The sequence below is a fragment of the Sulfitobacter sp. PM12 genome (assembly GCF_045586035.1).
GTDB lineage: Bacteria > Pseudomonadota > Alphaproteobacteria > Rhodobacterales > Rhodobacteraceae > Sulfitobacter > Sulfitobacter pontiacus.
Map to the genome: position 1 here is coordinate 2,319,687 of NZ_CP151529.1, position 14,774 is coordinate 2,334,460.

The following is a 14,774-nucleotide window of genomic DNA, read 5'->3' on the forward strand; positions in this document are numbered from 1 at the left end:
CAAATAAACTCACCTGCGTGACGGTAGCATCACTCGACCGGCCACGGGTCATAAAACGTCCGGTCAAACAACGGCACGTCTTTGGGCAGCGACAGCTGGAACGCCTCGCGGTCGGTGATGCGCGCATACCAGGCCGCCACATTAGGGTGATTGTCGAGCTTGGCGAAATGCTGCGCCATATAGACCGCCTGCCCCACGTTCACATCCGCCGCGGTGAAACCGCTCATCAACAGATAATCCTGTGACAGTATCCCGCCGCCCAAACGCGCCTCGATCGCGTCGTAACACTTTATCAAACGCGCGGCTTCCAGCTTCATCACGATGGGGCTGCGCATGGAATCATCGCGCAGCGCCACATGCTGCTGGGTCAGCGCGGCACAATGCTGCGATACCGTCTCAGCAAAATGGATCCACACCAACCACGCCATGCGATCCGGTGCCCCCGGCATCCGCCCCAAACGGTCGGGGCTGAACCGTTCGCAAAGATATTCCGCGATGGCACCCGTCTCGAACATGCGCTCCCCGTCGATCTCGAGCGAGGGCACACGCCCCGCCGGGGAAATCGCCAGATAGCCCGGATCACGCAAGGATTTATCGAAGGCGTGGATCGACACCTCGAAGGGCACCTCAAGCTCGTGCAGCAACCAAAGGGTGCGCATGGAACGGGTCTGTTCGACGTGGTGCAGGGTAATCATGGTGCGGTCTCCTATGCCTCGGGCTCTAGCCGCACCAGTGCTACACCCGCCTCGACCTGATCACCAGCCTGCGCCAGAACCTCGGCGACCACGCCATCGCGCGCGGCAAGCAGGCTGTGCTCCATCTTCATGGCTTCCAGCACCGCAAGGCGGTCGCCCTTGGTCACCGTCTGGCCGACCTTGGCATCCACGACACGCACCAATCCGGGCATCGGGGCCTCGATCAGGTTGCCGTCGCCGTGACCACCCGCGGCACGGGCCAGCGGGTCGATAACGTCAAACACCAGCCCATAACCGTCAAAGACCGTCACGCGCCCCTCGGCGACGGATACAGCCGCTGCCTGTTGCCCGCCCACGGACCAACGCCCGCCGATGCGCTGTGCCACGACCTCTGTCCCGTCCACGGTCCAGATCTGGTGATCCGCCGAGACGACCTGCACCTGCAGCAGATGATCCTCTCCGCCCCAGGTCAATCCGACCGCGCGGCGCAGCGGCTGCCACAGCGTAAATCCCGCGCCCGCGGCCGGATCCAGCAACGACAGTGCCGCCATCCCGGCAAGCGCCGCATGGCGCGGCTCCACCTCGGGCGCTTGGGTCAAAGCATCAATGTCACGGGCGATCAGCCCGGTATCCACATCCCCCGCCGCAAACCCTTCATGCGCCGCCAAAGCGCCCAGAAACGCAAGGTTTGTCACCGTCCCCGCCACCTCACAGCCGGTCAGCGCGGCGCGCAGGCGCGACAGGGCGATCTCGCGCGTGTCGCCATGCACGATCACCTTGGCGATCATCGGATCATAGAAAGGGCTGATCGTATCGCCGGCGCGCACCCCGCTATCGGCACGACAGGCGGGCGTGAACTGCAAATGCGTCAAGGTGCCCGTGGCGGGCAGGAAACCCTTGGGCACATCCTCCGCATAAAGCCGCGCCTCAAACGCATGTCCTTGGATCGACAATTCGTCCTGGCGCAGGGGCAGCCCCTCGCCTGCCGCCACACGCAGCTGCCAGGCCACCAGATCAACGCCGGTAATCGCCTCGGTCACGGGATGTTCCACCTGCAAACGGGTGTTCATCTCCATGAAAAAGAAGCCGTCCGTCTGCAACCCGCCAGAGCCGTCGACGATGAATTCAATCGTGCCCGCCCCGGCATAGCCAATCGCCTCGGCTGCTGTGACGGCCGCCTGCCCCATCGCTTCGCGCATTTCGGGCGTCATGCCGGGGGCCGGAGCCTCCTCGATCACCTTCTGGTGACGCCGCTGAAGCGAGCAATCGCGTTCAAACAGATGCACGGCCTTTTTGCCGTCGCCAAAGACCTGCACTTCGATATGGCGCGGTTTGGTGACGAATTTCTCGACCAGCACATCGGCGTTGCCAAAGGCTGTCTTGGCCTCTGAGCGCGCACTCTCCAGCGCGGCCTGAAAACCGTCCGCCGCCTCCACCAGCCGCATGCCCTTGCCGCCGCCGCCGGCGACGGCCTTGATCAACACCGGATAGCCGATCTTATCCGCCTCTGCCGCCAGCAGCGCGTCATTCTGATCGGCCCCGTGATACCCCGGCACAACCGGCACGCCCGCCTCGACCATCAAGGCCTTGGCGGCGTCTTTAAGCCCCATCGCGCGGATGGCCTTGGCCGACGGGCCGATAAAGACCAGCCCCGCCGCCTCTACCGCATCCACGAAATCGGGGTTCTCGGACAAAAAGCCATAGCCCGGATGGATCGCCTGCGCGCCCGTATCCAGTGCCGCCTGAATGATAACCTCGCCGCGCAGATAGCTATCGGCAGGGGCCGAGCCGCCGATATGCACCGCCGTATCCGCCATCGCCACATGTTTCGCCGCGCGGTCCGCGTCGGAATAGACCGCCACACAGCGCACCCCCATGGCCTGCGCTGTCTCCATCACGCGGCAAGCAATCTCGCCCCGGTTCGCAATCAGGATCGTATCAAACATCACGCAGTTCCCTCACATCCATCTTATCTTCATTTTGCCCCTTAAACTCCGGGGGTCCCGGGGGCTGGCCCCCGGCCTTATAAAAGTCTTGGGCTGGCCCCCGGCTTTATTAAAACCTTGGGCTGGCCCCCGGCCGCATAAAGACCCGCCGCAGCCTACATCCGGAACACACCAAACTTCGTATCCTCGATCGGTGCGTTCAAACTGGCGCGTAGCGACAGCGACAGCACCTCGCGGCTGTGGCGCGGGTCGATCACGCCGTCATCCCAAAGCCGTGCGGTCGCATAAAGCGGATGCGACTGTTCCTCGAACATATCAATCGTGGGCTGCTTGAACGCGGTCTCTTCTTCCTCGGTCCAGCTGTCGCCCGCGCGTTCAATGGCATCCCGTTTGACGGTCGCCAGAACGCCCGCCGCCTGTGCGCCGCCCATGACCGAAATGCGCGAGTTCGGCCATGTCCACATGAAGCGCGGGGAATAGGCGCGTCCCGCCATACCATAGTTACCAGCCCCGAACGACCCGCCCACCAGCATGGTGATCTTGGGCACATTGGTCGAGGCGACAGCCGTCACCATCTTGGCCCCGTGCCGCGCGATGCCTTCGTTCTCGTATTTGCGGCCGACCATGAAACCGGTGATGTTTTGCAAGAAGACCAGCGGGATCTTGCGCTGCGAACACAGCTCGACGAAATGCGCGCCTTTCTGGGCGGATTCCGAGAACAATACGCCGTTGTTGGCGATGATACCGACGGGGCAGCCTTTCACATGGGCGAAACCGCAGACCAGCGTCTCGCCAAAGCGCGCCTTGAATTCGTCGAAGCGGCTGCCATCGACCAGCCGCATGATGACTTCGCGGATGTCATAGGGCGTGCGCAGATCGGCGGGGACAACGCCCAGCATCTCGGCCGGATCATAGGCAGGGTCTTCGGCCGGTTGCCACTGCACATTCATCGGGACCGCGCGGTTCAATCCCGCCACGGCACGCCGGGCGAGCGCCAGCGCGTGGGCGTCATCCTCGGCCAGATAATCCGCCACACCTGACAGACGGGTATGCACATCGCCGCCGCCCAAATCCTCGGCGCTAACAACCTCGCCCGTGGCGGCCTTGACCAGCGGCGGACCAGCCAGAAAGATTGTGCCCTGCTCTTTCACGATGATCGACACATCCGACATCGCGGGCACATAGGCCCCGCCCGCGGTGCACGATCCCATGACCACCGCGATCTGGGGGATGCCCTTGCCGCTCATCCGCGCCTGATTATAGAAAATCCGGCCAAAGTGGTCACGGTCGGGAAAGACCTCGTCCTGATTGGGTAGGTTCGCGCCGCCGCTATCAACCAGATAGATGCAGGGCAGATGGTTTTCCTCGGCGATCTCTTGGGCGCGCAGGTGTTTCTTGACGCTCATCGGGAAATAGGTGCCGCCCTTCACCGTGGCGTCGTTGCACACGATCATGCAGTCGATGCCCTGCACCTTGCCGACCCCCGCGATCACGCCCGCCGCTGGGGCCGCCCCACCATAAAGCCCATGTGCCGCCAGCGCACCGACCTCAAGGAAGGGCGAACCGGGGTCGAGCAGATTGGCCACCCGTTCGCGGGGCAGCATCTTGCCGCGGCTCACGTGTCGGGCGCGAGATTTCTCGCCGCCGCCCAGTTCCGCCGCATCCGCCGCCTCGCGGATGGTTTGCAGGGCGGCCAGATGCGCGGCCTCGTTCGCCTTGAAGCTTTCGGACGAGGGCAAGGCTTGCGAAATCAGCTTCATGTCGGTCTCCTTGATCGGATGGAATTGGGGGACGTCACAGGGGGGTATTGCATCACGCAGCCCCTTCGGCAGCGGCGCGGGCTTTCAGCTCGCGGCGGATCACCTTGCCTGTGACGGTCATCGGCAAGGCATCCAGAAAGGCCACCTCGCGCGGGTAGGAATAGCTGGCAAGGCGGGTTTTCACCCAGTCTTGCAGGGTCTGTTCATCGACAGTCGCACCGGATTTGCGCACGATATAGGCTTTGACGATCTCTGTCCGCAGCGGGTCGGGCTTGCCCACCACACCGCAGGTTGCCACATCGGGATGGGTCAGCAGGCAATCCTCGATCTCTGCCGGACCGATGCGATAGCCGCTTGAGGTGATCACATCATCCTCGCGCCCGATAAAGCGCAGGTATTCACCGTCGAACACGCCGCGATCACCGGTCAGCATCCAGTCACCCCGGAATTTTTGTGCTGTCTCGTCGGGGCGCTGCCAGTAGCCCAGCATCATTGCGGCTGATCCCTTGCGGATGGCGACATCGCCTTCGCCTGCCGTCGGCGCACCGTCATCATCCAAAACTTCGACGTTATGGCCCGGCACAGGTTTACCGATGCAACCGGGGCGTGGTGGGAACTGGCTGCCCGCGCTGGTGGCGACCATATTACATTCGGTCTGCCCGTAAAATTCGTTGATACTCAGGCCAAAGGCTTGCTGCCCCCATGCCAGCATCTCGGCCCCCAAAGGCTCCCCCCCAGATGCGACAGAGCGTAGCCCCGCGATCGTGGCTCCCTCGGCCTTGAGCATCCGCAGCGCGGTCGGGGGGAAGAACACGTTGCGCACATCGCCCTCGCGGATGATGCGCGCACAGGCGTCGGACGAGAATTTCGCCAAGCGCGCCGCGACAACAGGCACGCCAAGCGCCAGCGCGGGCATTGCCACATCGAACAGCCCGCCGATCCACGCCCAATCCGCAGGCGTCCAGAGACAATCGCCGTCCTGCCCCAGCACATCATGGCTGAGCGAGACGCCGGGCAGATGGCCCGTCAGCACCCGATGGCCGTGCAGCGCACCCTTAGGCGACCCCGTCGTGCCCGAGGTATAGATCAGCACCGCCGGATCGTCAGGGCCGGTGTCGGCAAAGGCGACAGGATCGCCCGCCACGCCGACGCTATCTGCCATCAAGGGCGTCGCCAGCCCCCCCAGCAGATCGCGCCCTTCGGGATCGGTCAGCACCAGCGTCACGCCCGCATCACGCACCCGCGACGCGAGGGCATCATACTTGAAGAGTTTGAACAAAGGCACTGAAATCGCGCCGATTTTCCAGATCGCCAGATGGGCCGCAGCACACCACGGGCTTTGCCCCAGCAGCACGCCCACACGGTCGCCTGCCTGGACCCGCTGCGCCAAGGCGCGGGCGAGTCCGTCCACCATATCGGACAGGGTGCCAAAGCTGACATCGCGTCGCGCGTCACCTGTCAGATCAATGATCGCAAGCCGCGCGGGGTCATGGGACAGACATTGCGCCGCCATGTTCAGCCGCGCCGGAATCTCCCACGCGCCCGTTGCGTCCAGACCTGGCAGGACGTCAGCCATCAGCCTTCCCACACGTCCAGCGACAAAGCCTGACGCGCGGTCTGTTGCATCAGACAGTTAATCGCCGCAGGTCCGCGCCCCGTGCCCCCCTGCCAAAGCGAGGCTTCGTAGGTGCACGCCTTGTCGCGGAACACGATCCACGCCCGCTGCATCTCGCGCAGGGCATCCGCCACGCCGGGGCTTCCCTCGGGCCCCGGGATCGCATCGGCATCCATCCGTTTGGCCTGCACCATCACCGCGGCGTAATTATCGTTCAACCGCTGGTCCCAGAATTGCAGCTCACGGTCCAGACACCCGCCCATACCATAGGTGCTGCTCCCGCCCGGAGAATCCTCCATGCACTGGTTCGCAGAGACACCGACGCAGGCCATCTCGGCGGCAAAACCATCGGCGTCGGCGAGGCAAATCTCTGTGCCGCGATCGGTATATTGCAGATCCTGCGCGGCAAGCGGTGAGGCGCAGAGCATCAGGGCGATGCCGAGAGGTTTCACGCCATCGCTCCCATCATCTCGCGGCCCACCAGCATCCGGCGGATTTCAGAGGTGCCTGCCCCGATCTCCATCAGCTTGGCATCGCGGAAGATGCGGCCCACGGGGTTGTCCGACAGGTAGCCCGCCCCACCCATGGCCTGCACCGCCTGATGCGCCTGTTTCATCGCTTCTTCGCTGGCATAAAGACAGCAGGCGGCGGCATCCGCACGGGTGACATCACCGCGATCACAGGCCTTGGCGACCTCGTAGACATAGGCGCGGGCCGAATTCATCGCGGTGTACATATCCGCCATCTTGCCCTGCATCAGCTGGAAGTTCCCGATGGGCTGCCCGAATTGTTTACGCTCGACCATATAGGGCATGATCTCGTCCAGACAGGCGGCCATGATCCCCAGACCGATCCCCGCCAGCACCACGCGTTCGTAGTCCAGACCCGACATCAGCACCGCCACGCCGCGCCCCTCTTCCCCAAGAACGTTTTCAAACGGGACTTCGACATCGTCAAAGATCAGCTCTGCCGTGTTGGACCCGCGCATGCCAAGCTTGTCGAAATGCGGGCTGGTGGTGAAGCCTTTCATGGATTTCTCGATCAGGAAGGCGGTGATGCCCTTCGATCCGGCATCGGGGTCGGTCTTGGCATAGACCACCAGCGTGTCGGCGTCAGGGCCGTTGGTGATCCAGTATTTGTTGCCCGACAGGCGGTAGTGATCGTTGCGCTTTTCGGCGCGCAGTTTCATCGACACCACGTCGCTGCCCGCAGAGGGTTCGGACATCGCCAGCGCGCCCACATGTTGGCCCGAGCACAGGCCTGGCAGGAATTTCGCCTTCTGTTCGGGGCTGCCGTTGAGACGGATCTGATTGACGCAGAGGTTCGAATGCGCCCCGTAGGACAGCGAGACCGAGGCCGAAGCGCGCGCGATTTCTTCAACCGCGACGGTGTGTGCGACATAGCCCATGCCCGAGCCGCCGAATTCTTCCTCGACCGTCATGCCCAGCAGACCAAGGCTGCCCATCTCTTCCCAGAGCGCGGGCGGGAATTCGTTCTTGGTGTCGATCTCGGCGGCCATCGGTTTGACCCGTTCCTGCGCCCAACGGTGCACCATATCGCGCATCTCGTTCACGTCATCGCCCAGATCGAATTTCATGGTGGTGTTGAACATAGACCCCTCCCCCGAGTTTATTGAACAGTTGTTCATTACACTACACTTCTCGCGGATTCGGTCAAGCAAATGTCGCAGGCTGCGCGGAACTGCACCCGCGCCGCCGATGTTACCCCCGTGACACAGGATAGAAAGGACGCCCCGATATGAGCACGTCATTGAAGAAAGAATTCTGGGACCGCGTAGACGACACCCGCATCGGCATGCTGGCCACCGATACCGCCCGCGCCATCCCCATGAGCCACTATGCCGACCACGACGCCAACTGCCTTTGGTTCATCACCGCACGGGACACCGATCTGGCGAAATCCGCCCAGACCGGTGCTGCGGCAGAATATCTGGTGACCAGCAAGGACGAACACCTATACGCCCGGATCGACGGTACCGTTCAGGCTGTGACCGACCCTGCCAAACTGGACGAGCTGTGGAACGCCTTTGCCGCCGCCTGGTTCAAGGACGGACGCAAGGATGACGACGTGCAACTTGTGCGCATGGACCTCAAACAGGCGGAGGTCTGGCTGACCGGCGGCAGCCTGTCCTTCCTCTACGAAATCGCCAAAGCCAATGTGACCAAACAGGTTCCGGATGCGGGCGAACATGGGACCATTCGCTTCTGAACGGCGGACACGCCATCAATCGCAGCAAGGGCGGGCCGTTGTGCCTGCCCTTTTCGCGATGCCATGCTAGGGTGCTGCCGAACACCCGCGGGCTTTGCATCAGACCCGGCCCGATACAGCCATGAACGGATGAATTGATATGAAAATCTATGTGACCAGCATCTTCGTTGACGACCAAGACAAAGCCCAGAAGTTCTACTGCGACAAGCTGGGATTTGAGGTGAAGAACGATATCCCCCTCGGGACGCACCGCTGGCTCACTGTGATATCGCCCGAACAGCCCGACGGGACAGAGCTTTTGCTAGAGCCCAGCGATCACCGCGCCGTTGGCCCCTACAAACAGGCGCTGGTGGAAGACGGGATCGCAGCCCATTCCTTTCAGGTTGAGGATCTGGATGCCGAAGTCAAACGGCTGACCGACAGCGGTGTCGTCTTCACCCAAGACCCTATTGATGCCGGCCCCGTCCGCATGGCGGTGCTGGATGACACCTGCGGGAACCTCATCCAGTTGATCCAGATGGCGCCCCCCGGCGCGGCCTAGCCCTGCTGGAACACCGCCGAGACTTCCGCGCGAATGATCCGTGCGATCAGCGCGCAGTCGTCCAACGAGAATGTCAGCGGGACGCGCATGTCGATGATACTGGCGAGCACCGCATCGCTGGCGGGTAGCGCAGAGGGTTCGGCATAACGCCATGAATCGTAGCGGCTGGTAAAGCCCACAGGCTCCGCCCCGCCGAACCACTTCAGTTCCACCCCGCGGGCGGCGCAACGGGTCAGCACTGTTGTGATGGCCTCGGGGGCCCAGCCAGACAGCAAGAACTGGAACGACGATCCGACAAAACGTTCCACCGCGGGGCGATTGATGAGGGTCAGGCCGGGCGTGTCGCGCAAGCCGTCCTGAACCACGTGATACCGCGCATTCCACCCGTCGATCTGTGTCTCAAGCCGCTTGAGCTGCGGGCGCAGGATCGCCGCGCGCAGGTTATCCATCCGGCCAGAGATATTCGGTGTGTCGTATTTCACCGTCTCGAAGGCTTCGGGCGGCGGCCCCGCCAGATGCCGGTCGTAAAGCATATAGGACCCTGAGAGCATGATCGCCCGCGCCGCGAGTGCTGCATCGTCGGTGACCAGCAGCCCGCCCTCGCCCGCGTTGACGTGTTTGTAGGTCTGGCAGGAATAGCACCCCACCGCCCCATGCCGCCCCGAGGGCACGCCGTTCCAGCTTGCCCCCATGGTATGGGCGCAATCCTCTACCACGGTGACACCGGCGGCGTCACAAAGCGCCATCAACCGGTCCATATCGCAGATATGCCCGCGCATATGGCTTAGCAGTAGCACCCGCGCCTGATCCAGTTTGGCGGCCAGATCGTCCAGATCGATCACCAGCCCTTGGGTGACATCGACAAAGACCGGCGTGGCGCCGACCGCGGCAATCGCGCCGGGCACAGGGGCCAGCGTGAAAGCATTGGACAGCACCCGATCCCCCGGCTTGACGCCAACGGCCCGCAAGGCGGTGGCGATGGCATAGCCGCCCGAGGCCACAGCAAGGCAGTATTGCGCACCCACCATCGCGGCGAACTCCTGCTCGAGCAGCGCGGCCTCGGAGGTTTCGCCGGGCGCCGTGTTATAGCGGTGCAGCCGCCCGTGGCGCATCACGGCGACGGCGGCGTCGATGGCTTCCTCGGGGATTGGTTCTTGCTGGGTGAAGCTGCCGGCGAACACCTCTGCCGTGTCAGATACCATGTCAGACAGCACCGATCAGACGGGTGACGATGTCGGGCAGATCGTCATAGTGGTCCAGCAGGGCTTCGGGGCCAAGTGCCGCCATATCATCGCCCGAGGGACCGAAGGAGACCAACACGCAAGGCACCCCCGCCGCGCGCGCCGTCTCGCGGTCGGTATTGGTATCGCCCACAATCAAGCACAGCGCAGGGTCGCCCCCGGCACGCCGCGCCGTTTCGAACAGATGCTCCGGATCGGGTTTGCGGATCGCCAGCGTATCGGCCCCCACCATCGCGCCAAAGGCATCGCGCACGCCAAGCTTGGTCAGTAGCGTATGGGCCAGCCCCTCGGGTTTGTTGGTGCAGATCGCCACGCGGTAGCCCGCGGCTTTCAACGCCTCCACCGCCTCCATCGCGCCGGGGTAAAGCACGGTATGGGTATCGATCTCGCGGCCATAGGCTTCGAGCAGCATGGGATAGTAGCGGTCAATGGTCTCGGCGTCGTCGGCGCGCCCCAAACGTTCCATGCCCAACCGCAGCATCGCCCGGCCGCCTTTCAGCGCCGTGCCTGCATCGGTCTTGGCATCCAGCACATCGCCCTCGCCCATGTCGCGGAAACAGGCATTGGCCGCGGCGATCAGGTCTCCGCTCGTGTCCGCGAGCGTCCCGTCGAGGTCGAATACGACTGTTTTCATCGGCATTCCTTTGCTGAATGTGTTGCAGGCGGAAATCTTCTTTGATGACCCCTAGCCTTGCGCAAAATCGCCAACAAGGTAAAGAGAGCAGACATTAAATTGATTAAAGAGATTATACATGGAAGTTGCACTGATCCTTTTGGCCGCAGGCAAAGGTACCCGTATGCAATCGGATCTGCCCAAGGTTCTGCATGCGGTCGCCCACGCACCATTGTTAGAGCACGCCATGGCATCAGGTGCCGCACTGTCGCCTGCCCGCACGGTCGTTGTAGCAGGCCACGGGGCAGATCAGGTCCGCGCCGCAGTGCAGGCTTTTGATGACGAAGCACAGGTCGTCGTGCAAGAGGAACAACTGGGCACCGCCCACGCCGTCGGTCAGGCGCGCGAGGCGCTGGCAGACTTTGACGGCACGGCTATCGTGCTTTATGGCGATACGCCTTTCGTGCAGACCGAAACGCTTGAAAACATGTGCGCGGCACTTGAGACGAATGATGTCGTCGTGCTGGGCTTTGACGCCGCTGATCCTGCCCGTTACGGCCGGTTGGTGATGCAGGGCGACAGCCTTGACCGCATCGTTGAATACAAAGATGCCACGGATGAAGAGCGCTCGATAACCCTTTGTAATAGCGGTGTTGTCGCGTGCAAATCCGATCTGCTGTTTGATCTGATTGATGCGGTCGGCAACGACAACGCATCGGAAGAATACTACCTCACCGATATCATCGGCATTGCACGGGAACGCGGGCTGAAAGCCACTGCCGTCACCTGTGACGAGGCCGAGACGATGGGCGTGAACTCCCGCGCGGATCTGGCCGCTGCCGACGCCGCGTTCCAGTCGCGCGCCCGTGCAGCCATGCTCGAGGACGGTATCACGCTGATGGCCCCCGAGACGGTCTATTTCGCCCGTGACACCTATATCGGCCGCGACACGGTGATCGAACCCAATGTGGTCTTTGGCCCCGGCGTGACGATTGAATCCGGTGCTACCATCCGCGCGTTCAGCCACCTTGAAGGCTGCCACGTCGCACGCGGCGGGGTCATCGGCCCCTACGCCCGCCTGCGCCCCGGTGCAGAGCTGTCCGAGGATGTGCGCATCGGCAACTTTGTCGAGATCAAGAACGCGCAGATCGCCGAAGGGGCCAAGGTGAACCACCTGAGCTATATCGGCGACGCAACCATCGGCACCAAAGCCAATATCGGCGCGGGCACGATCACCTGCAACTATGACGGCGTGATGAAGCACCACACCCATATCGGGGCCAACGCCTTTATCGGGTCGAACACCATGCTGGTGGCCCCCGTGCATATCGGCGACGGAGCCATGACGGGATCGGGGTCGGTCATCACCTCGGATGTGGAGGCGGACGCGCTGGCGCTGGCGCGTGCACATCAGGTCGAGAAACCGGGCATGGCGCGGAAATTGTTGGAAATGTTAAAGGCCAAGAAGGCCAAACAGCAGAGAGGCAGCTAATCATGTGTGGTATTGTCGGTATCCTTGGCCAACACGAAGTTGCGCCTACCCTTGTCGAAGCCCTGAAACGTCTGGAATATCGCGGCTACGACAGCGCCGGTATCGCGACGATTGACGCGGGCAAGCTGGACCGCCGCCGCGCGGTCGGCAAACTGGTGAACCTGTCGGATCTGCTGGTGCATGAACCGCTCGCCGGGAAGTCGGGCATCGGGCATACCCGTTGGGCGACCCATGGTGCGCCATCGGTCACCAATGCGCACCCGCATCAGGCGGGGCCGGTGGCTGTCGTGCATAATGGCATCATCGAAAACTTCCGCGAGCTGCGCGCCGAACTGGCCAAGGACGGCGTTGAATTCGTGACCGAGACGGATACGGAAACGGTCGTGCTGCTCACCCAGAAATACATGGCCGAAGGGCTGGGCCCTGTAGACGCCGCGACCAAGACCATTGCGCGGCTGCATGGGGCTTTCGCACTGGCGTTCCTGTTTGACGGTGAAGACGATCTGATGATCGGCGCGCGCAAGGGGGCTCCGCTAGCCGTCGGCTATGGCGACAACGAGATGTATCTGGGCAGCGACGCGATTGCGCTTTCGCCCATGACGGACCGTGTTACCTATCTCGAGGAAGGCGACCGCGCCGTGCTGACCCGCACGTCGGTCAAGATTTACGATGCCAATGATGCCCCTGTTGACCGTGTGGTCAAGAAGATCAGTCTGGATACCACCCGCATCGACAAGGCCGGCCACAAGCACTTTATGGCGAAAGAGATCGCAGAGCAGCCCGCCGTCATTGGCGAGGCCCTGTCGCGCTATCTCACCGCGGACGGAGAGATCATGCTGCCCGATCCGGGGCTCGATTTCACCAAGATCGACCGTATCACCATGGTCGCCTGCGGCACGGCTTTCTACGCCTGCCTCACCGCGAAATACTGGTTCGAACAGATCGCCCGCATGCCGGTCGAGGTCGATGTCGCGTCGGAATTCCGCTATCGTGAACCGCCCATCTCGGACCGGACCATGGCGCTGTTTGTCAGCCAGTCGGGCGAAACCGCCGACACTCTGGCCGCGCTGCGCTATTGCGCGGGCAAGGCCGATCTCATCACTTCGGTGGTCAATGTGACTGAATCCTCCATCGCACGGGAAAGCAATCTGGCGTTGCCGATCCACGCGGGGGTCGAAGTGGGCGTCGCCTCGACCAAAGCCTTCACCTGCCAGTTGACCGTCTTGTTCCTGATGGTGCTGAAAGCCGCCGTCGACCGCGGCGCGATCACCAAGGAAGAGCTGGCCGATTATGTCTCTGGTCTGCGGTCCATGCCGTCGCAGATCAACACCGCGCTCGAACAGAACGCCGCCCTGCGCGACGAAGCCTACAAGCTTTCCTCGGCCCGTGACGTGTTGTTCCTGGGGCGTGGCGCGATGTTCCCGCTTGCTCTTGAAGGCGCGCTAAAACTGAAAGAAATCAGCTATATACACGCCGAAGCTTATGCGTCAGGAGAACTTAAACACGGACCGATCGCGCTGATCGACGAAAACGTGCCTGTGGTGGTCATGGCCCCCAATGACACGCTTTTCGACAAGACCGTCAGCAACATGCAAGAGGTCATGGCGCGCAAGGGCAAGGTGATCCTGATCTCGGATCGTGCGGGGCTGGATGAAGCCGCCGAAGGCACGTGGGGGCAGATAGAGATGCCACCCGTTGCCGATGCGCTCGCCCCCATCCTCTATGCGATCCCGGCGCAGTTGCTGGCCTATCACACCGCGATTGCCAAAGGCACCGATGTCGACCAACCGCGCAACCTGGCAAAATCGGTGACTGTGGAATGAACCTTGCCCCCTATATGGCGCAGCTGAACGAACTGGCTGATCCCGCCGCTGTCGAGAAGATGCAGGCCTATCACAAGGTGGATCGCCCCTATCTGGGCGTTGCCAACCCGCAGATCAACGATCTGACCAAAGCGTGGCGGACCGAGCTGTCTCTGACCGACCGGATCGCGCTGGCCGATGCCCTGTGGCAAACGGATATCTTCGAGGCGCGGGTGGCGGCGGCCAAACTGTTGACCCAGGCCCGCCTGCGCCCGGATGACGAACCCGCGTGGCAGTTGATCCAAAGCTGGGTACCGGACTTCGACAGCTGGGCCATCGCGGATCATGCCTGCATGGCGGCGCAAAAACGGTTGCTGGCAGACCCTCAACGTCTGGATGTGGTCGAGACCTGGACCCAATCGGGCGAACTCTGGTCGAAGCGGGCGGCGCTTGTCGCGACCCTGCCCTGGACCAAGCAGAACAACCCCAAGCCCGAAGAGCTGGACGCGCGCGAGCGCATCCTTGGGTGGGCAGCGGGGTATCTGCCGGTCAAGAACGGCATCCTGCAAAAGGCCATCGCGTGGTGGGTGCGCGACCTCAGCCGTCATGACCCCGTGCGCGCCGCCGCCTTTATCGAGGACAACCGCGCCACCCTCAAACCCTATGCGATCAAGGAAGCCGCGCGCCATATGCCGGATTTCCCGCTGGAAGCCGCAGTGACGGCGGACGTGACGGCGGAAGACGAAGCCCCCGCATCAGACAGCTGATCCCTACAGAAAACGGGCGTCCAAGGTTCCCCCCTCGGACGCCCGTTTTGTATCTTACACCGTCACCGCGCGG

13 protein-coding genes are annotated in these 14,774 nt (G+C 62.7%); 5 read left to right on the forward strand and 8 right to left on the reverse strand.

From position 1 onward, the window contains the following. Positions 1–29 precede the first annotated feature (29 nt). The 6 genes from AADW22_RS11385 to AADW22_RS11410 form a co-directional block, all read right to left on the reverse strand. On the reverse strand, positions 30–695 hold the full coding sequence (locus AADW22_RS11385) for a glutathione S-transferase family protein (RefSeq protein WP_243250384.1): 666 nt from the start codon (positions 693–695) through the stop codon (positions 30–32). Positions 696–706: 11 nt separating this feature from the next. Continuing rightward, complete coding sequence (locus AADW22_RS11390) at positions 707–2,641, reverse strand: acetyl/propionyl/methylcrotonyl-CoA carboxylase subunit alpha (protein ID WP_407473740.1); 1,935 nt, start codon at positions 2,639–2,641, stop codon at positions 707–709. Between the two features lie 155 nt (positions 2,642–2,796). Beyond that, complete coding sequence (locus AADW22_RS11395; protein ID WP_180827843.1) at positions 2,797–4,401, reverse strand: carboxyl transferase domain-containing protein; 1,605 nt, start codon at positions 4,399–4,401, stop codon at positions 2,797–2,799. Positions 4,402–4,453: 52 nt separating this feature from the next. Then, positions 4,454–5,977 (reverse strand): AMP-binding protein, encoded by a 1,524-nt coding sequence (locus tag AADW22_RS11400; protein WP_407473741.1) that lies wholly within the window; start codon positions 5,975–5,977, stop codon positions 4,454–4,456. After that, positions 5,977–6,468 (reverse strand): lysozyme inhibitor LprI family protein, encoded by a 492-nt coding sequence (locus tag AADW22_RS11405; RefSeq protein WP_168592748.1) that lies wholly within the window; start codon positions 6,466–6,468, stop codon positions 5,977–5,979. The genes AADW22_RS11400 and AADW22_RS11405 overlap by 1 nt, the downstream gene beginning before the upstream one ends. Further along, positions 6,465–7,628 (reverse strand): isovaleryl-CoA dehydrogenase, encoded by a 1,164-nt coding sequence (locus tag AADW22_RS11410; protein ID WP_005854015.1) that lies wholly within the window; start codon positions 7,626–7,628, stop codon positions 6,465–6,467. The genes AADW22_RS11405 and AADW22_RS11410 overlap by 4 nt, the downstream gene beginning before the upstream one ends. A gap of 146 nt (positions 7,629–7,774) precedes the next feature. On the opposite strand from AADW22_RS11410, the gene AADW22_RS11415 reads away from it, so the two are divergent. Beyond that, complete coding sequence (locus AADW22_RS11415; RefSeq protein ID WP_005854017.1) at positions 7,775–8,245, forward strand: pyridoxamine 5'-phosphate oxidase family protein; 471 nt, start codon at positions 7,775–7,777, stop codon at positions 8,243–8,245. A 139-nt stretch (positions 8,246–8,384) separates the two neighbouring features. Beyond that, the gene (locus tag AADW22_RS11420) at positions 8,385–8,786 is read left to right on the forward strand and encodes a VOC family protein (protein WP_289081559.1); all 402 of its coding nucleotides are present in this window, start codon (positions 8,385–8,387) and stop codon (positions 8,784–8,786) included. Here AADW22_RS11420 and AADW22_RS11425 read toward each other — a convergent pair. After that, a complete protein-coding gene (locus AADW22_RS11425; protein WP_407473742.1) occupies positions 8,783–9,988 on the reverse strand; it encodes a DegT/DnrJ/EryC1/StrS family aminotransferase in 1,206 nt (401 codons plus the stop codon). The two genes, AADW22_RS11420 and AADW22_RS11425, sit on opposite strands and share 4 nt — an antisense overlap. 1 nt (position 9,989) lies before the next feature. Next, a complete protein-coding gene (locus AADW22_RS11430; protein ID WP_407473743.1) occupies positions 9,990–10,661 on the reverse strand; it encodes an HAD-IA family hydrolase in 672 nt (223 codons plus the stop codon). A 118-nt stretch (positions 10,662–10,779) separates the two neighbouring features. Between AADW22_RS11430 and glmU the strand changes: the two genes are divergently transcribed. The 3 genes from glmU to AADW22_RS11445 are packed head-to-tail and all read left to right on the forward strand — an operon-like array spanning position 10,780 to position 14,701. Next, positions 10,780–12,132, forward strand: a complete 1,353-nt coding sequence (gene glmU / locus AADW22_RS11435; protein ID WP_407473744.1) for a bifunctional UDP-N-acetylglucosamine diphosphorylase/glucosamine-1-phosphate N-acetyltransferase GlmU — start codon at positions 10,780–10,782, stop codon at positions 12,130–12,132. A 2-nt stretch (positions 12,133–12,134) separates the two neighbouring features. After that, positions 12,135–13,955 carry a glutamine--fructose-6-phosphate transaminase (isomerizing) gene (glmS, locus tag AADW22_RS11440; protein WP_407473745.1) on the forward strand — a complete coding sequence of 607 codons (1,821 nt, stop codon included), beginning with the start codon at positions 12,135–12,137 and terminating at the stop codon, positions 13,953–13,955. Then, the gene (locus tag AADW22_RS11445) at positions 13,952–14,701 is read left to right on the forward strand and encodes a DNA alkylation repair protein (RefSeq protein WP_407473746.1); all 750 of its coding nucleotides are present in this window, start codon (positions 13,952–13,954) and stop codon (positions 14,699–14,701) included. The genes glmS and AADW22_RS11445 overlap by 4 nt, the downstream gene beginning before the upstream one ends. The last annotated feature ends 73 nt before the right edge of the window (positions 14,702–14,774 follow it).